This is a genomic window from Thermodesulfobacterium hydrogeniphilum (genome assembly GCF_000746255.1).
Taxonomy (GTDB): Bacteria; Desulfobacterota; Thermodesulfobacteria; order Thermodesulfobacteriales; family Thermodesulfobacteriaceae; genus Thermodesulfobacterium; species Thermodesulfobacterium hydrogeniphilum.
On sequence record NZ_JQKW01000007.1, the window covers coordinates 178,355 to 198,758 of the forward strand.

Genomic DNA, 20,404 nt, shown 5'->3' on the forward strand with positions numbered 1-20,404 from the left:
TTTTTTATAGATAGTTTTTTAAAATAAAAATTTATGAGTTGGAAAAAACTAACTTTTGATAAACTCAAAATTGACATTTCTTATTCTTCAGGTACTGAAGCCTTTCAGGAAGAAGAAATTTTTTTACAGCAGGACAGAGTAGAAAAAGCTTTTGATCTTGCTTTGAAATTGGAGAAAGATGGCTATAATGTTTATGTTTGCGGACCCAATGGGATTGGTAGAACTACTTATACACTTAATAGATTAAAAAAAATTGCTCAAACTAAAGAAACACCTTCTGATATATGTTATGTAACTAATTTTAAAGATTCATATAAACCAAAAGCCCTTATTTTACCTGCTGGTTATGGTAAAAAACTGGCAGAACATATTGAGAATATTTTAGAATTTTTAAAAAGAGAGACTCATAAAGCTTTTGAAGGAAAAGAGTATGAAGATGAATTAAGCACCCTTGGGAAAGAAATAGATTCTCAGAAAGAAAAAATAATTAATGAAATGACTGAAGAAGCTAAAAAATATAATTTAATGGTTCTTTTTGGCCCTGAAGGGGTAAGACTTCTTCCTATGTTTAAAATAGAAACATCTGTTCCTCAAGAAGAACTTTTGGCCAATCCTCAAATTCGTGAAGAATATCAGAAAAATCTTCAAGCTTTTGAGCCTAAATTTAGAGAATACATGAGAAAATTAAGAGAACTTGATAGCTCTTTTGGAGAAAATCTTATTAAGCTTAGAAAAAGAATAGCTGAAAAGCTGGTAAATAAAGCTTTTCAATCCTTAGAAGAGGATTTCAAAAATGTTATGGAAAATTTGAAGGATTATATAAGTAGTCTAAAAAAAGAACTTATTAAAAATATAAATATATTTATAGATTGGGAAAAAGCTAAAGGCAATATAATGCTTCAAACGAGTATTAATAAAGCTTTAAATGTTTTTAGAGTAAATGTATTGGTGGATAATTCTGAAATCCAAGGGGCACCTGTAATATATGAGAAAAGTCCAACTTTAAAAGGACTTTTTGGACAAATTAATTATAAGGCAGAGATGGGAATTTTATATGCAGATCATCTTAGTCTTACTCCTGGAATTCTTCACAAAGCAAATGGTGGTTATTTAGTCCTGGATTTATGGGAGATTCTTAAAAATCCTTATATATGGATTTTGTTGAAGAGGACTCTTCTAACTAAAAAACTCTACATAATGGGAGGTATGGTGGAAGAAATACCAGTGCCTCATGTAGGGATTCTTCCTGAATCTATACCTTTTTCTGCTAAAGTCTTTTTAATAGGAGATACCTATTTATATCACCTTCTTACTACTTATGATCATGAATTTAAGGAACTTTTTAAAATTAAAGCTGAATTTAATCCTGTTGTAGATCTAAATGACGAAATTATTCAAGCTTTCCCTAAGATTATTAAAAATATAATCAAAAAAGAAAATTTAAAAGAACTTGATGCCTCAGGATTATCAGAACTTCTTAAATATGCGATTTATCAGGCAGAAAATAAAAAGAAAATTGCTCTTATTTTACAGGATATTATAGATCTTTTAAGAGAGGCTAATACTATTTCACAAAATGAACAAATTACAGAAAAAGATATAAAACAGGCTCAAAAAGAAAAAATTTTAAGAGTTAATCTTATTGAAGAGAAAATAAGAGAACTTATTAAAGAAGGTAAAATTATAATAGATGTAGAAGGTAAAAAGGTAGGACAGATAAATGGTCTAAGTGTATATATCCTTGGAGATTATAACTTTGGAAAGCCTTCCAGAATTACTGCCAATGTTTTTCCTGGAAGTAGAGGAGTGGTTAATATTGAAAGAGAAATAGATATGAGCGGTCCTATACATTCCAAAGGGGTTCTTATATTTTCTTCTTATTTTTATAATAAATACAGTTCAACTTTTCCTATACAATTCTCATGCACTCTTACTTTTGAACAGGCTTATGAACCAGTAGAAGGAGATAGTGCCTCTGCTGCAGAACTTATGGTTATACTTTCTGCTGTATCTAAAATTCCTATTAGACAAGATATAGCTATTACTGGTTCTATTGATCAATTTGGTAATATTCAGCCTGTAGGTGGTATAAAAGAAAAAATAGAAGGTTTTTACCGATCTTGTAAGATGACAAAATTTACAGGAAATCAAGGTGTTATAGTTCCTGCTAAAAATTTTGATAATATTCTTCTTGAAGATGATGTGTTAGAAGATATAAAGGCTGGAAATTTTCACATCTATACTGTAGAAACCATAGATGATGTTATAGAAATTTTGACAGGTTATAAACCAGAAAAGTTTCATAAAGAAGTAAGTAAAGGACTTAAAAAGCTTTACGAATTGAGTAAAGAAAAGGGAAAAAAAGAAGAAACTAAAAGAAAAAAGAAAACTTCTAAAAAGAAAAGTTAACCCCTTTTTCTTAAAATTCTTTTATCTCCGACTCTTAAAGTAATTTTTTTCTTATCTAAATATTCTACCAAAGGGATTAAATATTTTCTACTTATTTGAATATTTAAAAGTTTTCTAAAATCAGCAAGACTCATTTCTTTATTTTTTTGTAAAAAATCCACTACCTTTTTTTCCACTTCTTCCAAAATATTTTTATGATATACTAATTTTTCAGAAACTTTTACTAAAACACCATCCCTTAATAAACTTTGAGAAAGTTCTTTTACTGCTTTGTAATTTTCTTTAAAATCTAAAAGAATATCTTCAAAATTCTTAGGAGTAAGCCCTTCTTTTAAAAATTTTTCCTCTATTTCTTTTTTAAGCTTTTCTTTTTCTTTAGAATCTATTTGTTTAAATTCTGTTAAGGATAGAATTTCTTTTTCTTTAATAATTAAGCCTTTTTGAATTAATTTTTCTAAAACATAATTAAAAAACACCTCAGGGATAAAAGAAGAGATTCTACTTTTCAAAAGTTCCTTAGTTAAACCCGGACTAAAAGGATTATTCTGATGAAATTTTTTGAGAACTTCTATAATTTCTTTTTTTAGATCTTCTTCAGCTTTTTTACTGAAATATAAAATATTTTCTCCATCTTTTAATTTTATTATTTTTGAAGAAAGCTTATTAACAAGTTCTTGAAACTTTTTGTCAAATATTGAAAGCAAAAGCTGTAAATCTTTTCCATTTATACCTAAATATTCCTTTTTTTCTACATAATGTTTTAATAATTCTTCAGAAGAAGCTTTAGCTATAAACTCCAGCTCTTTTCTTTCCCATGGTTTGGTTCTTTTTCTTCTATAAGAAATAGGATTTAAGATTTCTCCACCTGCTACTGTAGTATTAGTAGAAGGACGTCTTAAAATAAATCTATCTCCTTTCCAAGCTACTATTGGTTTTTGTAAGAATATTTGAGCTATATCAGTTTCTCCTGGTTTCAAATAATCTTTATTAAAAAGAATGATTTTACCAAGAACCTCAGAAGTTCCTATATAAAAAAGAAGATTTTCATAATTTTTAATGGGTTTATCTATATCTTTTAAAGAAGTAATTTTAAGATCCAACCATTGAGAAGGTTTTAAAATTCCTGGATCTGCCACTACATCTCCTCTTTCAATTTCTTCTTTCTCAACACCCTGAAGATTTAAGGCGGTGCGCATACCTGCATAAGCAGTTTCTACATTTTTTCCATGCACCTGAATATTTCTCACCTTGGTTTGAATTCCTTTAGGATAGATTTCTACAGCTTGATTTATATTTACTTTTCCTGAAATAGTAGTTCCTCTTACTACTGTTCCAAAACCTTTTACAATGAATACTCCATCTACAGGAAGTCTAAAGGGCTGATCTTCGGGTTTCATAAGAATTTGAGAGGCTTTTTCATCAAGGATCTTTAAAATTTCTTCTTTTCCTTCCTCTGTTATCGCAGAAAAAGTAAGAATAGGGGCATTTTCCAAAAAAGTTCCCTTTAAAAAATTTTGGACATCCTCTTTAACCAGTTCTAACCATTCTTTATCTACTAAATCTATTTTAGTTAAAACAACTATACCATCTTTTATTCCTAAAAGTTCACAAATTTCCAAGTGTTCTTTGGTTTGAGGCATAACTCCTTCATCTGCTGCAATTACAAGAATTACAAAATCAATTCCTGTTGCACCTGCTACCATATTTCTAATAAATTTTTCATGTCCAGGAACATCCACAATTCCTGCTAAGGTTCCAGAAGGTAACACTAAGTTAGCAAAACCTATATCTATAGTAATTCCTCTTGCCTTTTCTTCTTTTAAACGATCTGTATCAATGCCAGTAAGAGCTTTTACCAGAGTAGTTTTACCATGGTCTATATGACCAGCTGTTCCTATGATTACTCTACGACTTATATTCATACCTAAATAAGAGCTGTAAAATCTCCAAAATTATTAAAAAGTTCTGCTGTTTTAGCTAAAAGCTTTAATCTATTGGATCTTAGTTTTTCCTCCTCAACCATTACAAAAACTTTATCAAAAAAAGCATCAATGGTTTCTTTTAAAGAAAGCAATTTTTCTAAATAATTTGTATAATCTTTTTTTCCCAGAAGTTCTTTTAAATGGGGTCGTAAATCATTAATTTTATTAAATAATTCTTTTTCTTCTTTTTGTTCAAAAAGAGAAGGATTAATTTCTGGTAGTTCCTTAAGGTTTATATTTTTAAGAATTTGGGCTACTCGTTTAAACCCTATAATTAGATCTATAAAATCCTGTCTTTCCTGAAAATCTTTTAAAGCTTTTATTCTTAGATAAGAATCAAAAGGATTTAAAGGCAAATCTATAATTACTGAAACAAGATTTTTATTAAATCCCTGAGATAGAAATTCTCCTTCTAAGCGTTTTTTAATGAAATTTATAATTTCAGGTAAAATCTCTTTTTCTCTTAAAAAGTTTTGCTTTGTAAGGAGTTCTAAGTTGTAATTTAAAGGATCTTCCAGATCCAAGGATATTTCTTTTCCTATCAAAATTTTAATAATTCCATAGGCTGCTCTTCTTAGTCCATAAGGATCAGCTTCTCCTGTGGGTTTTTCTCCTGCTCCAAAAAGAGCACAGAGATGATCTATTTTATCTGCCAAAGAAAGAACAATCCCTTCCTTAGTTTCAGGAAGTTTTTCATACTGAGGAGAGGGTAAATACTGCTCACAAATAGCTAAAGCTATTTCTTTTTTGCCAAAATATTCAGCATAAATACTTCCCATAATACCCTGAAGAGAAGTAAACTCTTTAACAACCTCAGAAGCAAGATCAGCTTTAGCATAAAAACAGGCTTCTTCAATTTTTGAAGAAATATAGTTTAATTTTTGAGCTAAATATTTTCCCAGTTCTACAAGTCTCTGGGTTTTATCCCATAGGGTTCCACATCTTATATGATAAACTATACCTTTTAGCTTTTCCACTTTATTTTCCAAAGGTTCTTGCAAGTCCTTTTCAAAATAAAATTTAGCATCTTCTAATCTGGCTTTAGTAACTTTTTCATGTCCTTTTTTTACAATTTCAGGATTCTTGGGTAAATTGTTATTTACAGCTATGAAATAATTGATAAGCTTTCCTTCAGAATTTCTTAAACAAAAATATCTCTGATGCTCTTTAAGAGCTGTAATAATTAATGGTTCAGGCAAAGATAAAAATTCTTCTGGGAAATGCCCCACTATAGGAAAAGGATATTCTACTAAATTAGCATTTTCTTCTAAAAGATCAGACTCTATTTCAGGAATACCTACTTTTTTTCCAGCTTTTAAAATTTCTTCTTTTGTTTTTAAAAGCCTTTTTTGAGGATCAACAATTACGTAGTTTTCTTCTAAAAGCCTTTCATATTCTGTCCAGGAAGCTTGAGAAAGAAAAAGACTCTTTTCAGAAAGAAAACGATGTCCTTTAAATTTATTAGAAGACTTTATATTAGCAACTTCTAAAGGAATAATCTCCTCTCCATAAAGACAGAGCATCCATCTTATAGGTCTTGCAAATCTAAATTTATAATTTCCCCAACGCATGGTTTTAGGAAAATAAATATTTTTTAAAATATCTAAAAGGAGATTAGGTAATATTTCTACAGTTCTTTGTCCTTTTAAAATTCTTTTTAAACAAAAATACTCACCCTTGGGAGTTTTTTTAATAATAAGATCTTCTGGTTTAACTCCATATTTTTTAGCAAAACCAACAACAGCTTTGGTGAAATTTCCATTTTTATCCAATCCTACTTTAATAGAAGGACCAAGTATTTCTTCTTCTTTATCTTTCTGTTTTTCAGCTAAATTTTTGACAAACAGAGTGAGTCTTCTAAAGGTTCCAGCGGTTTTAATTTCATCAAAAGATAATCCTATATCTTTCAATCTTTTTTCAGCTAAATTTTTCAAGCTTTCTAAAGCTGGATTTATAAACCTTGCAGGAAGTTCCTCTGTTCCGATTTCCCAAAGTAAATTTTTACTCATTTTTTCTCCTCACTTAACCATGTTTCTGCTGCTTTTTTAGCAAGACCTCTTACTCTTCCTATATAATTAGCTCTTTCTATAGGAGAAAGAATTCCTCTGGCATCAAGAAGATTAAAGGTGTGAGAACATTTTATTACAAAATCATAACCTGGAAGAGCTAATCCCAAATCCAAAAGCCTATATCCTTCTTTTTCAAATTCATCAAATAGAGTTTTAAGAAGATTTACACCAGCTTCTTCAAAATTATAAATGGAATATTCCACTTCTCCTCTAAAATGAATATCTCTATAAGTATATCTTTCATTCCATTTAATATCAAAAACATTTTCCACTTCTTGAAGATACATGGTTATTCTTTCAAGCCCATAGGTAATTTCTACAGTTACAGGGAAACAATCAAAACTCCCTATTTGTTGAAAATAGGTAAACTGTGTAATTTCCATACCGTCTAACCAAACTTCCCATCCTAATCCCCAAGCACCAAGAGTAGGTGATTCCCAGTCATCTTCTACAAATCTTATATCATGTTCTTTTGGATCTATACCAAGAGCTTTAAGACTATCCAAATAAATATCCTGAATATCATCTGGAGAAGGTTTTATTATAACCTGATATTGATAATAATGTTGAAGTCTGTTTGGATTTTCTCCATAGCGTCCGTCTGTAGGGCGTCTGCAAGGCTGAACATAAGCAGTAGCAAAAGGTTCAGGACCTAAGGATCTTAAAAAAGTAGCAGGATGAAAAGTTCCTGCCCCCACCTCCATATCATAAGGCTGAAGAATAACGCATCCCTGTTTAGCCCAAAATTTATTTAAGGTAGCAATAACATCCTGGAAATACATTGCAAAACCCCTTTAAACTAAAATTACCTGTTTCTCTTCATCTTTTCTTTTTTCAATATGTCCTATAGTGTAACAATTTTCTCCTAAGGCTGAAATAAGACTTTGCATCTCCTCCAAAGTATCTTCATTAACTATCAAAATTAAACCTATTCCACAGTTAAAAACTCTATACATTTCTTCTTCAGAAATATTTCCCAATTTTTGAAGAAAAGTAAATATAGCAGGTTTTTCCCATGCATTTTTTTCAATAACTGCTTTACAATTTTTGGGCAAAATTCTGGGAAGATTATCTATAAAACCACCTCCTGTAATATGAGCACAGCCTTTAATTTCTAAATCACGATTTAATAAAGTTTTTATTATAGGAACATAAATTTTTGTAGGAGTTAAAAGAACTTCTCCTAAGGGTTGGCCCAGTTCTTCTGGAATATAATCCAATTTTAATTTTTGTTCTTCAAAGATGATTTTCCTTACCAAAGAAAATCCATTGCTATGAAGTCCAGAGGAGGGTATGCCTATTATTATATCTCCTATAGAGATACTTGAACCATCAATTATTTCATTTCCTTCCACTATTCCTACTACAAAACCTGAACAATCATAATCTGAAGGGGCATACATTCCTGGCATTTCTGCAGTTTCTCCACCTAAAAGAGTGCATTGGGAAATTTGACATCCTTCAGCAATACCTTCTATTAATTCTGTAAAAATTTTTTCGTTAAATTTTCCAAAAGCTAAATAATCTAAGAAAAACAAAGGTTTAGCTCCGCAGGTAATAATATCATTCACACACATAGCTACTAAATCTATACCAATTCCTTTATGTTCATTAGCCATAATAGCAATTTTAATTTTTGTTCCTACTCCATCTGTAGAAGAAACAAGAATAGGATTTTTATAAGATGAAACATCTAAGGAAAAAAGACCTGCATAACCTCCTATTCCTGAAACCACACCTCTTTGGGGAAGTTTCTCTGTTATTTTTTTAACAATATCAACCAAACGGTTAGCTTTTTCTAAATCTACACCAGCAGCCTTGTATTTTTCTGCAGCTCCCATATTTAACCTCTCCGACAAATTAGTTTTGAACTTCCTAAATTTTATATTATATTTTGCTAAAAACAAGATTTTGAGGTAAAATTGAAATTCTATGGAAAATAGATTTCCTCATATAGTTTCAGAAGAAGAAAGGCAAGAAGTTTTAAAATATCTGGAAGATCGTTTTGGTATTTCAATTAATATTTTTGATAAATATGAAATCTTAAGAGGTGTGTCCAATTTCTGGCTATTTCCTAAAAATCAATATTTAGAAATATTGGAAAGTCTTCAGGTCCAAACAGTGGGACTTTTATTTTTAAGAAAGGTTTCTCGTTATTTAAAGCCAACCTCTGCTTTTTTACAAAGATTTGGTTATCTTGCTACCAAAAATATCGTTACTCTCTCAGAAGATATTATAGAGGTTTTAAAAGAAAGAAACAAAGTAGAAATAAATCTTAATTTAGAACCAGGTTATGTAATTTTGAGAAATAAATACTGGATCCTTGGATGCGGTTTGTATTTACCTGGTAAATTGTTTTCTTACTTAGAATCTAAGGTTATTAAAAATTTATGATCAATTTTTACAATTTATAGAAATTTTAAATTTTTTAGGCTTATTTATACTACCTATGATTTCATTTGTGTTTACATAATCTCCTACATTCACTTTTATATCATCTAAATTTTTAAGATAAACTGTACAATTTTCATTTTCTATAATTATTGATATATTATTTTCTTTATAGCCTATAACTTTTACTATACCTGAAATAGGACATTTTATTTTGGTAGGTTTAGTTATTTTAAAAACATAAGATCCGGATTTTATTTTTCCATTTTTTATAGGATAAGCTATGTCTTCCTGTTGTAATTTCTGTTTTAAGCTCTTAGCTTGAAGAATTTTAAGCTTCTTTATTTCTTTACTAACTATTTTATAACGGCTTTTCAAAAATTTTTCTTTTTGTTTTATAGCTATAATTTTTTTTAATAAAATATTCTCTATTATTTCAAAATCTTCTGTTTCTAAAAAACTGGATTTGTTAATGTTTAACAAAAGTTCTTTTTCATTAAAAAGATTTTTGATATGTATATTAATGTAAAGCTTTAAAAGATCTTTTTCCAGTAATTTAAGAGATTTCAAAACTTTCTGTATATATTTAAGTTCTTTGAATTTTTTAGATAAAAGGAGATTATAATTTACAGTTTGACAAAAACCCGATGATATAAAAAAAATGAAGAAAAAAATAAAACAAAATTTTTTAATTTTCATATTTTTTATAACTAAACCAAATAATAATAGCAGGAAAAACTAAAATTGTTAAAATATAATAAATAAAAATATTAAATAAATTGTTTGAAAACAGAAAATATGAAGAACTTTGGGTAAGCTTGGTTATATTAAAAATATTAGATAAGTTGTTTGCAATATACAAAAATAAAATAGTAGAAGTAATAAAAGCTATAGATGAAAAAGCAGAAATAAAAAAAAGTCTTATAATTTTAAAATTATTTAAAGAACCACCCAATAAAATGAAAATCTGTATTTGCTTATCTAAGAAGGAATTTAAAAAATAATTAAAAAATAATAAAAATAAAATATAAAAAACTATCCATATAATAAAAAAGCAAAAAAAGCCTGGTTTTAACACAAAAGCAAAATTAACCATTTTTGAAATTTTGGCTTCATATATATCTATTTTATTGTTAGAGGATTTTAACAATTGAAGTTGATTCTTTAATAAGCTATAAGACTTAAAAGAAGTTGGATAAATTTTAACTACATAAGGAAAATAATTTATGATTTCGTTTTTTTTGTAATTTTTAAAAATTTCTGAAGGGAGAGAATTTTTTATTTTTTGGAATATTTTTTCAGGGGGAAAAACTTCAACTTTTTTAACATGTAGCAATTGTTTTAAATTATTAACCAGATTAGTAACTGTGGTATTATCAGATTTTTGAGAATAAATTATAAGATTTAAATAAACACGGTTTTTATAAATATCAGCTATTTTTTGAAAATTGGTATATAAATATATCGTGAATAAAGAAAAAAAATTCCAAAAGAAGAAAAAAATAAGCAAGAATAAATAATAAATAAGGCTATTTTTAAGTTCTAACCTACTCAAATAACTCCACATTATTTATCAATTCTCCTTGTTTAAGCCTGATTAATTTCCCCAATTTTTGATTTATAATGATCGGATCATGAGTAGCTAAAATAATAGTTTTTCCTTTATTATGAAATTCTTTTAAAATTTGCAGAATTTCCTTAATACTATCAGGATCAAGATTTCCTGTGGGTTCATCTGCAATAAGTACCTCGGGATCTCTTATAAGAGCTCTTATAACCCCTACTTTTTGTTGTTCTCCACCTGACAATTCTTTTATTTTCTTTTGAGCTTTATGAGCTAAAAGAAATCTTTCTAAGTATTCATAAATAAAAATTTTCATATTTTTAAATTTCTTTCCTGATAGAATCAGAGAAATTTTTATATTTTCATATACTGAGAGATCTGGAAAAAGTTTATAGTCTTGAAAAATTATTCCCCATTTTTGTCTTAACTGATTAAATTGTCTGGTTTTAAGTTCAGAGTAGGATATATTTTTATAAAAAATTTCTCCTGAGGTTGGTTTTTCTTCTCTGTAAAGTAATTTTAAAAGGGTTGTTTTCCCAGCTCCTGTAGAACCTGTTAAAATAATAAAATCACCTTCTTTAATTTCCAAATTTATATTTATAAGAGCTTTAAAATAAGGTGGATAAATCTTATTTACATTTTGAAAAGAAAACAAATTCATTTTTTTATTAATTTAAGAAATTTTTTAGCTATAAGATTTTCTGGATCAAGAATTAAAATATTTGAAAAAATTGACAGAGCTTGGTTTTTCTTATTTTGGTAATATAAAGAAATGGCAAGCTCTGTTAAAAAATTAACATCTGTAGGATAAATAGCAAGCATTTTTCTTGCTACAGCTTCAGCAGTAGAAAATTTTTTTTGATTCCTGAGAGCAATAGAAAGCCTTAGATTTCCATAATAATTATAGTAGTCTATTTTTAAAATCTTGTACATCAGTTTTTCAACATCTTTCCACTTTCCCTCTGCCATATAAGGAAGAGAAAGACCAAGCATTGCTTCAATTGATGAAGGAACAACTTTAAGAGCTTTTTCATAATGAAATTTAGAATTAGCGTAATTTTTATTTAAATAATAAAGCCATCCTAACCTCAAATTTACAGTATAACTCTTAGGATAAGCTTGATATACAGGCATTAAAGCCCGAATTGCATTCTTGTAATCTCTGCGTTTTTCATAAGTATAAGATTTATAATAGTCTGACTTTATTTCTTTATAATTTAAAGCATAAACAAAATTTGCAGATAATAAAGTAAAAATTAAGAAAAGGGGCAGAGCCCCTAAGAATTTTCTAAAATTTATAACTAATGGAAAATGTTCCAACAGTCTGAATAGCACTATCACCATTTTCTTCATAATTATTTACCCCCAAATTAAAAGATAATCTTAATCCGTTCTCAAAAGTATATCCCATTTCTCCATAAATTCCACCTTTATATTCTTCTTTTAAATTATAAACTACAAAACCGTTATTTTTAACTGCAAAAACTTGCTGACCAATCCAACCTCCTATTTTAAAATCGTATTTTCCGTAATAATATCTTAAATCTCCCTCTAAGGAATAATAATTAGACTCGTCAATTCCTATTTTATTAGATCTATCAACATAAATATAATATCCTAAAGCATCAAGGTATAAACCTCCTTTCTGATAATCTGAAAAGATTTTGAAAGTTGCATGAGGAGTAAGTTGTAATACATCAAAGCTTATAAGTTCATCATAGTTAGAATAATAAATTCCCAATCCTCCACTCCATTTAAACTCATTATTTTTATAATTTAAATAAGTTCCATCAAAAAAAAGAGTACATCCATGATCTGTAAGATCATCATCACTTTCTATGTAATGAATTCCTAAGGTAAAAGAATGGTTTTTCAAAATTTGGTTAGTATTTGAATAAGCAAAGGTAAAATCTTGCTGATCCAGATCTGAATAATTGTTTTTATAATTAATATGAGTAGAAGCAATTCCAATTTGGATATTATGATTTATACCATCTCCTATACTTAAATAACCTGTAACTGCATAACCATTATCTTTTAATTTAGAACCACTGTAATCAAGATAGGTTCCATAAAGAGCTCCATAGGTATTTAATTTTGTTTCTCCTGCCCAGGCTTTAAAACAGCCAAGGCACATAATAAGAATAAATAAAATCAACTTTTTCATTGGATCCTCCTCCTTCTTTGAATTTTTATTTTTTTATCAAAAATCACTTCCTCAATCCCCCTATCCTTAGAAATTCTAATCAAAGCCTCTTTATTCTCCTTGGGTAAATGAATTTTAGATTTTATAGTATCTGGAGATTGCCACATACTTTCCACTTTTATATTAAATAAATCATGTTTAAAAGAAGACAAAAATAAATATAATTCTCTTTTTATTTTAGAAGAAATTGTTAGTAAAGGCAAGTAGTCTTTCCAGTAAATATTTTTTTGATAGAACAATGGAATTTTAGGAGATGAAAAAAAGAAATATTTAAGAGGAGAATTAATATCTCCATCAAGATGATAAAAATAAAAAGTGGAGTTCAAAATTCCAAAATAGAGTTTAGCCTTTCCATCAGTTAAATAAAAACTACCATCTGGAGCCATTTTAATAATGGCTTTGAAATTATAAGATTTTTCTCCATCCTCAAAATAAAAATCCATTTCCTGATCAATTAAAAAGTTTAATTTATTATAAAGGGATTTGTCAGAAATCACCGGTTGAACTATCTCTCCTTCTTTTGGAATGCCAATATCTTTAAAAATATTTTCTGAAATATAAGAGGTAAAATTAAAAGGAACTGTAGGAGAACCTAAACGAGGTAAAAGCTGAACCTGAATATGAATATGCGGTTGAGGTGAATACCCTGAATTACCACAAAGTCCTAAAAAAGCACCTTTCGAAACATAATCTCCTGTTTTAACTTTTATAGATTTTTGTTTAAAATGGCAGATAAGGACATAAAAACCTCTATTATCGTAAATAATTACATAATTTCCCCAATTGTTTTCTTTATCTGCCATTCCTGGAGGATTATCTGGAAGAGAATCAAGAACTGCTACAATATGCCCATCTACAGGAGAAAGTACAGGTTTCCCAAAGGCATAATAATCTGATAACTCTTCACCATTATTTTTATAGGTTTTTCCTTTTTCATCTGTAATAACAAAATCTACAGCATATTTCCAGATACCTTTATGAGTCCATTCACCATCAAAGGATTGCCATACTGTCCAGCTTCCAGAAAAAGGAAGCCCTATTTCTCTTCCAGTAAAAGGAAATCTTCTGGTATAAGTAATATAATAGTCTAAGGTTCTTTCTGGTGTGCCTTTATAAAGCTTGGTTATATAATAAAAACTAACAGAAAATAGAACATAAAGACAAAGATGAGTAGTAAGATTAAAAGGAAGAGCAAAAACAGGTAATCCATAACTTTCCCAGAGAATTTTTGAACCCCCAATTATAGGAACAGAAATCAAAGTAGAAAGAATTGCAAATTTATAACTTTTTAAAGAGGGTATAAGAAAAACTCCACCTATTGCCATAGCTGTGAGAATATAATTAAAAGAAGAAGTATCTGTAAAAGCCTGGTAAAAAGAACCAGATAAAAAACCATGAATAAAAACTCCTACATAGTAACCGATTATAGATAAAAATGATAAAATTCTTGAAACCAAAAGAAGCATAAGAAAGATGATGAAACCGCTTAATACATCTGGAAGAAAAAAAATTGCTCCTAAGGATTTAAAATATCCTGTTATTGCTATAGGTAGATTTGAAAATGGGTTTGTTTGAAAATGGGGATATAAATCACTTACAAAAAGATTGGAAAATTTGAAAGAGGCAAGATAAAAAAGTGAACTTACCAGAACAAAAGGAGCACTTAATACAGGCAATCTAAGATAATTATAAAAAATATTAACCATAGTGTAGGTTAATAAAAAAGTTAATATACCTGCTGTAAAAAAAATAATAAAACTAACAAGATTGATTTTAAAAAGATAACCTAAGGAAAGACCAACTAAAAGAGGATTGAAAATATAATAGTCAAATCTTAAAAATTCAGATTTAAAACCTATTAATCTGGCAAAGACATAGGCTGAAATAACAGAAATAAAACCACCTATTCCAATATTAGGATTCAAAAAGGTCAGCCCTAGAAGAACCAAACCACCCCAGACACTAGAATTAAATAAAACAGCTGAATAACTTTTTAATATAGGTAAAATATAATCTTTTAAACGTTTCATTTTAATTTTAATCTCTCAGGAAGATGTTCTCTTCTGGTAATATCAGTTAAATCTTCAGCCTCTCTTATTAAATCCACCTCTTTATTTTCTCCTATTAATACTACTGCGGGTCTATAACGAATAAATTGCATCCATTGAGTTATATTATAGGCACCTACAGGTGAGATAATAAGCTTTGTTCCTCTGGGAATAGGAGGTAAATAAGCTGTATCTTCCACTACATCTATATTCATACAAAGAGGGCCGTAGAGAACACAGGGTTCACAAGGGCCATTTACTTCTCTGTCTATTTCTATATTAAAATGATACCAAAAAGCTGTAAAAAGAATATTTACCCCTGCATCTAAGATATAAGCTTTTTTACCATCAGGTAATCTTTTTATAGCATTTACAGTAGTTATAAGGTATCCTGCTTCATCTACAATAGCTCTTCCACTTTCAATTATTAATTTAGGATAATCTCCGGATCTTAAATTAGAAAGTAAAGTATCACAGATTTTTTCTGCAAACTCATCTATAGAGGGGATAATTACATCAGGAGGCAAATATATTCCTCTAAGTCTATTTCTTGAAGGAAATCCTCCTCCAATATCTAAATATTCTATTTTAAAATTAAATTCATCTTCAATTTTATAGGCAAAATCAATTAGTTTTTTCATTTCAATTTCATAAGCTTTAGATTCTAAAATAAAAGTTCCGATATGACAATGAAGCCCGTTTATTTCAATTTTTCCTCTGGAAACAATTCTTTTTACAGCTCGCCAAGCCTGACCATTTTCAAGATTAAAGCCAAATCTTCCCCATTGCGGATATATACCTGTATCCATATTCAATCTTATTCCAGCTTTTATTTTTATTCCAAGCTCATCAGCGATCTTCTCTAAATCATTTATTTCATCAAAATGATCTATATTTATTTTAGCTCCCTCTTGTATTGCTGTTTTTAAAAATTCAATAGGCTTATAAGGTCCGTTATATATAATTTGATTACCTTCTATGCCTAATCTTTTAGCCTTTTCATATTCAAACTCAGAAACTACTTCTGCAGTTTCTCCCTCACTATGCAGAATGGCACAAATGGCATCAAGATAATTTGTTTTATAAGACCAGCTGAATTCAACATTAGGATATCTCAAAGTAAAGGCATTTTTAATTTCTCTAAATTTTTGTCTTAGTTTTCTTTCAGAGAAAACAAAAAGAGGAGAACCAAATTTTTCAATAAGACTACTTATAGGAACTCCATCTATTTCTTTTCTGACTTTTTTACCATAAGGAGAAAAAATATTAGCAAATTTGTTAATGTAACCTGTTATTAATTTTTGAATTACAGGTTTTTCATAAGGTTTTTTCATTTTAACACTCTCCTTTTAAAGTAATTTTTTGAAATTCAGAAATATCTGTAACAAAGTCATCAGTAAATCTTATATAAAATTTCCCTGGTTCGTAATTCCAATCTCTCTCAACTTCCAATCCTAAAGCAGCTTTTAATAATCTTGCAGGAAGATTTATTCCTACTCCGGTTGCAAAATATACCCAGGCAGGAAATCTGGGATTTATTTCTATAAGATAAATTTCATTGTCTTTGGTAATACACTCAAATTCAAAAGCTCCTTTCCAATGAAATTCTGAGATAAATTTTTCTGTAGCAGATAGAAGTTTTTCATTTTTTATAGTTACTCCAGTCCATATTTTCCCAAGACTTGTAATCCAAAGCTTTTTTATTCCAAGCAATCCAAAATGTCCACCTTTTCCATCTCCAACTCCTACAACATTTATTTCCTCTCCTGAAATAACTTCCTGCACAATAACAGGATATCCCCATTCCTCAACAATGGAGTTAAAATAGGAAGTAGCTTGGCTAATGTTATAAGCTTTATAAGCTTTGTAAAAAAGCCCTTTTATCATTACTGGAAAACCTAATTTTTCTGTAGCTTCTATAAGTTCTTCATAAGAAGTAATGACCTTTGTTTTGGGTATTTTTACACCAATTTTATCTGCAACTTCAGGTAATTTATCTTTTCCTCTTAATTTAAACTGGTCATTTGTGGGTAGAAATGTTTTTATTTCATAATTTTCAAGAAGGCTTGCATTTTTTATAAAAAGAGGAAGTTCTGCATCCAAAGCAGGAATAACTGCATCAAGCCCGAAATTATTCTTGATATACAATAATCTTTCAATAAGAAGATTTTCTCCTTTAGAAGGGTAGGGCATAATATAACTTTTATCTATCAACCATTTCATATATATTCCAGGTTCCATAGCATCATAAGCAAGTCCTAAAACCATTACTTCTAAATCACTTTCCTTAAGACTCTTAGCAATACCAATTCCAGGTCCAGGATTATCTACTGCATTTATGCCTGAAACAGCAACTTTATACATTTTTATCCTACAGCAATCCGTAAAGCTTTAATTGCTCCATAAAATCTATCAAATCTCTTTGAGCTTCTTTTTCCTCCACTTCAAATTCCTCTTTTAAAAGTTCCAAGATCTCTTTTTCGGTTTTATTTTCTTTTAAGGCTTTAATAATAAGTAGTCCAGTTTGGTTAACTGTAAAACTATTCCCAGTATCAGGATCAAAAATAAATCCTTCTTCATTAATGGCAAGTCTATTTAATTTACTCATTTATTCTTCCTCCTTGTTTTATTTTCAAACTATAAAATTGTAAAATTTTAGCTAATATTATACTATAAAAAATATTATTTTGAATTTAGAAATTTCAATTAATCAGTAAACAATTGATTTTAACTGTTTAAGTTTTTATATTATATTAATATATTTAAAAATTGCCTATAATTAAAATTGTTATATACTATACCAAATTTTTAATATAAGGAGGAAAGCAATGTATAAAAAAAAGGGTATTGATTTGGCAAGATTTATTTTGGAAGAAGAAAGGCGTTATCCCCATGCTACAGGGACTTTATCTCATGCACTTTTAGCTATTGAAAATGCAGGAAAGGTTATATCTGCGCATATTAATAAAGCTGGATTGGTTGATATTCTTGGAAGAGCAGAAAAAATTAATATTTATGGAGAGGATGTTAAAAAATTGGATGAATTAGCCAACAAATGGTTAATTGAGCATTTAAGTGCTAGTGGAGATTTTTTTGCTATAGCTTCTGAAGAGCTTGAAGAACCTGTTTTCCCTGAAGTAGGAAAAGATGGAAAATATGTAATCCTTTTAGATCCTTTAGATGGTTCTTCTAATATAGATGTAAATATTAGTGTGGGGACAATTTTTTCTATATTTAAAAAGATTTCTGATGATGTGACTACCTTTTTTCAAGAAGGATATAAGCAAGTTGCTGCAGGATATATAATTTATGGATCTTCTACCATGATGGTCTATACTACAGGAAATGGAGTGCATGGGTTTACTCTTGATCCTATGATAGGGACTTTCATTCTTTCACATCCAGATATTAAAATTCCTTCTAAAGGAAAAATTTATTCAATAAATGAGGCATATTATTTGCGTTGGGATGGAAGAATTAGAAATTGGTTAGATACCATTAAACAAAATAGATATAGTCTTAGATATGTAGGAAGTATGGTAGCTGATGTTCATAGAACTCTTTTAAAAGGTGGAGTGTTTGCTTATCCTGCAGATAGCAAAAACAAGAATGGAAAATTGAGACTCCTTTATGAAGCTTTTCCCATGAGTTTTATAATAGAACAAGCTGGGGGAATGAGCACCAATGGTGAGAAAAGTATTTTGCAGATAAAACCCACTGAACTTCATCAAAGGACACCTGTATTTTTGGGGAGTCCTGAAGACATAAAAGAACTGTTAAACTTTTTGAATTAATTATTAATAAAAATTTTTTGACAATTTAAAAGTTTTTGGTATATTAAAGAAAATCTGAGAGTGAAAAAATGTTTAAATTTTTAAGAAAGGGTGCTACTTCTCTTTTAGCCAAGGTCTTTTTAGGTGTAATTGCTATAGTTTTTGTTTTTTGGGGTATAGGGGTCTTTACTTATGGAAGAAAAGAGCTTATAGGTAAAGTTAATGGGAATCCTATTTCTATTAAAGATTTTCAAGAATATTACAATTTCCAGATTTTCAGGTTAAAACAAACTTTTGGTGAGCTTTCCCCTGAAGATCTTAAAAAATTGAAAATAAAACAGCAGGTTTTAGAAAATTTAATAAAAATAAAAATTATTGAAAATGAAGCGAAAAATTTAGGCATAAATATATCTCCTGTAGAAATTAATTATGCTATTTCTCAAATTCCATCTTTTCAAGAAAATGGAGTTTTCAGTCCTCGCAAATATAAATATATTCTTGAACAATTAGGCATTTCTTCTAACTTTTTTGAATTTATTATTAAATCTGATCTGATTCAACAACGTTTGAAATTGCTTCTTACAGCTCCTATAATAGTTTCCGATGAAGAAGTAAGGGATTATATAAAATATAATAAACAAACTTTAACGCTTCTGGAAGGCATCCTACCTATAAATTACTGTGAATCTAAGGTAAGTTTTACAGAGAAAGATCTTGAAAATTATTATCTTGCTCACAGGGATATTTATAAGGAAAATGAAAAAGTGAAACTTTATTATTTATTTATTCCTTATAAAGGAAAAGTAGATGTTAGTTCTAAAGAGATTAAGGAATTTTATGAAGAGAATCTAAGCAGGTTTAAACAACCCTTCCGAGTGAAATTAAGGACCATTTATATTGCTGGAAAGGATAGTAAGGCTTTTCAAAAAGCCCAGAAAATAAAATCCAAACTTAAAAAATTGAAAGATTTTGATAAATATGGAGCACAACCAAGTCAATGGTTTGAAGAAACAGCTTTACCAGAAGATTTAAAAAATACCATTAAACAGTCTAAACCAAGTCAGATAATAGGTCCAATAAAAATTTCTACAGGATATTTGATTTTGGGAATAGAAAAGATTCAACCAGAGAGGTTACTTAAATTAGAAGAAGTGAAAAGTGAAATAAAAGGATTTCTTAAAGATAAAAAAATAAGAGAACTTACCAAAAGAAAGGTTGACAAAATTTATAGTGAAATTGTTAAAGAAAATGGTTTAAAATTCTGGGCTAAGAAAAACAATATCAAGCTTTCTGAAACAGGCTGGCTAACTCAAAGACAGGCTATAGAATTGTTAAAAGATTTTAGATTGGTAAGAAAAATTTTTCAATCGCCTAAAGGGGAGTATTTTGCTCCTATAGAAACATCTAAAGGTATTATGATAATTGAAATAAAAGATAAGAAACCTCCCAGAATTTTATCTTTTAAAGAGGTCAAAGAAAAAGTCAAAAAAGATTACTTAAATGCTAAAGGTAAAGAGTTTTGTGAAGAAAAAGCTCAGAGTTTTTTTGATAAAATAAAGGATAAGACACTTTTAAGTGCCAAAGATTTTTCTAAAAAAGGATTTAGACTTAAAAAGATAAAATGTAAAAGATATGAATTAAACAAATATTTTGATCCTGAAATTGCTCAGGAATTAGGGAAAATAGGCAAACCCAAATTATTAAACAAATATTTTTGGGATAAAGAGGGATTGAAAATTTTTTATGTTGAAGAAATAAGGCCTTTTAATGGAACAATTACAGATCAGGAAATTTTGCAGGTTTCTTCAATTCTTCTTCAGAATAAAAGAGAAGTTTGGTTTAATAGATGGTATCAAACTCTTAGAAAAAAAGCCAAAATTAAACTTTATCAAAATTTAGAAAGATTTTAATATCTAATGAAAATCCTTTAAAAGTTTGAGAATAAAAAATTTTAGAGGGGTG

At 28.7% G+C, this 20,404-nt stretch carries 17 protein-coding genes; 5 read left to right on the forward strand and 12 right to left on the reverse strand.

What is annotated here, in order from left to right; translation table 11 throughout:
• Positions 1-33 precede the first annotated feature (33 nt).
• Positions 34-2,409: a Lon protease family protein gene (locus CC87_RS03245; protein ID WP_038056090.1), complete on the forward strand. Its 2,376-nt coding sequence runs from the start codon at positions 34-36 to the stop codon at positions 2,407-2,409.
• Here the strand turns inward: CC87_RS03245 and selB are convergent.
• Genes selB through purM form a run of 4 tightly spaced genes read right to left on the reverse strand, consistent with a single transcriptional unit; the run spans position 2,406 to position 8,301 of the window.
• Positions 2,406-4,331, reverse strand: a complete 1,926-nt coding sequence (gene selB / locus CC87_RS03250) for a selenocysteine-specific translation elongation factor (RefSeq protein WP_038056091.1) — start codon at positions 4,329-4,331, stop codon at positions 2,406-2,408. The genes CC87_RS03245 and selB overlap by 4 nt on opposite strands.
• A 2-nt stretch (positions 4,332-4,333) precedes the next feature.
• Positions 4,334-6,400, reverse strand: coding sequence for a glycine--tRNA ligase subunit beta (gene glyS, locus CC87_RS03255; protein WP_038056092.1), 2,067 nt, complete (start codon positions 6,398-6,400; stop codon positions 4,334-4,336).
• Complete coding sequence (gene glyQ / locus CC87_RS03260; RefSeq protein WP_038056094.1) at positions 6,397-7,242, reverse strand: glycine--tRNA ligase subunit alpha; 846 nt, start codon at positions 7,240-7,242, stop codon at positions 6,397-6,399. Before glyQ ends, glyS begins: the two co-directional genes overlap by 4 nt.
• Positions 7,243-7,254: 12 nt before the next feature.
• Positions 7,255-8,301 carry a phosphoribosylformylglycinamidine cyclo-ligase gene (gene purM / locus CC87_RS03265; RefSeq protein ID WP_038056096.1) on the reverse strand — a complete coding sequence of 349 codons (1,047 nt, stop codon included), beginning with the start codon at positions 8,299-8,301 and terminating at the stop codon, positions 7,255-7,257.
• A 91-nt stretch (positions 8,302-8,392) separates the two neighbouring features.
• Here purM and CC87_RS08595 point away from each other — a divergent pair, with 91 nt between their 5' ends.
• Positions 8,393-8,854 carry a hypothetical protein gene (locus CC87_RS08595; protein WP_051920495.1) on the forward strand — a complete coding sequence of 154 codons (462 nt, stop codon included), beginning with the start codon at positions 8,393-8,395 and terminating at the stop codon, positions 8,852-8,854.
• On the opposite strand, the gene CC87_RS03275 is transcribed toward CC87_RS08595, so the two are convergent.
• Positions 8,855-9,421 carry a M23 family metallopeptidase gene (locus CC87_RS03275; RefSeq protein WP_169740256.1) on the reverse strand — a complete coding sequence of 189 codons (567 nt, stop codon included), beginning with the start codon at positions 9,419-9,421 and terminating at the stop codon, positions 8,855-8,857.
• A 209-nt stretch (positions 9,422-9,630) separates the two neighbouring features.
• Here CC87_RS03275 and CC87_RS08995 point away from each other — a divergent pair, with 209 nt between their 5' ends.
• Positions 9,631-9,855, forward strand: coding sequence for a hypothetical protein (locus tag CC87_RS08995; RefSeq protein WP_156955570.1), 225 nt, complete (start codon positions 9,631-9,633; stop codon positions 9,853-9,855).
• 543 nt (positions 9,856-10,398) lie between these two features.
• Here CC87_RS08995 and CC87_RS03285 read toward each other — a convergent pair.
• Genes CC87_RS03285 through CC87_RS03315 form a run of 7 tightly spaced genes read right to left on the reverse strand, consistent with a single transcriptional unit; the run spans position 10,399 to position 17,277 of the window.
• Positions 10,399-11,076 carry a cell division ATP-binding protein FtsE gene (locus tag CC87_RS03285; protein WP_038056102.1) on the reverse strand — a complete coding sequence of 226 codons (678 nt, stop codon included), beginning with the start codon at positions 11,074-11,076 and terminating at the stop codon, positions 10,399-10,401.
• Positions 11,073-11,768, reverse strand: coding sequence for a tetratricopeptide repeat protein (locus tag CC87_RS03290; RefSeq protein ID WP_245605484.1), 696 nt, complete (start codon positions 11,766-11,768; stop codon positions 11,073-11,075). Before CC87_RS03290 ends, CC87_RS03285 begins: the two co-directional genes overlap by 4 nt.
• Positions 11,704-12,582, reverse strand: a complete 879-nt coding sequence (locus CC87_RS03295) for a hypothetical protein (RefSeq protein ID WP_038056104.1) — start codon at positions 12,580-12,582, stop codon at positions 11,704-11,706. Before CC87_RS03295 ends, CC87_RS03290 begins: the two co-directional genes overlap by 65 nt.
• Positions 12,579-14,651, reverse strand: a complete 2,073-nt coding sequence (locus CC87_RS03300) for an urea transporter (protein ID WP_038056106.1) — start codon at positions 14,649-14,651, stop codon at positions 12,579-12,581. Before CC87_RS03300 ends, CC87_RS03295 begins: the two co-directional genes overlap by 4 nt.
• Positions 14,648-16,003, reverse strand: a complete 1,356-nt coding sequence (locus tag CC87_RS03305; protein ID WP_038056108.1) for a type III PLP-dependent enzyme domain-containing protein — start codon at positions 16,001-16,003, stop codon at positions 14,648-14,650. Before CC87_RS03305 ends, CC87_RS03300 begins: the two co-directional genes overlap by 4 nt.
• A gap of 1 nt (position 16,004) precedes the next feature.
• Entirely contained in the window at positions 16,005-17,033 is a 1,029-nt protein-coding gene (locus CC87_RS03310; RefSeq protein ID WP_038056110.1) for an ATP-grasp domain-containing protein, read from the reverse strand.
• Between the two features lie 7 nt (positions 17,034-17,040).
• Complete coding sequence (locus tag CC87_RS03315; RefSeq protein WP_038056112.1) at positions 17,041-17,277, reverse strand: PqqD family peptide modification chaperone; 237 nt, start codon at positions 17,275-17,277, stop codon at positions 17,041-17,043.
• Between the two features lie 220 nt (positions 17,278-17,497).
• Between CC87_RS03315 and fbp the strand changes: the two genes are divergently transcribed.
• Positions 17,498-18,463 (forward strand): class 1 fructose-bisphosphatase, encoded by a 966-nt coding sequence (gene fbp, locus CC87_RS03320; RefSeq protein ID WP_038056114.1) that lies wholly within the window; start codon positions 17,498-17,500, stop codon positions 18,461-18,463.
• A gap of 68 nt (positions 18,464-18,531) precedes the next feature.
• Entirely contained in the window at positions 18,532-20,352 is a 1,821-nt protein-coding gene (locus CC87_RS03325) for a peptidylprolyl isomerase (protein WP_038056116.1), read from the forward strand.
• Positions 20,353-20,404: the final 52 nt, after the last annotated feature.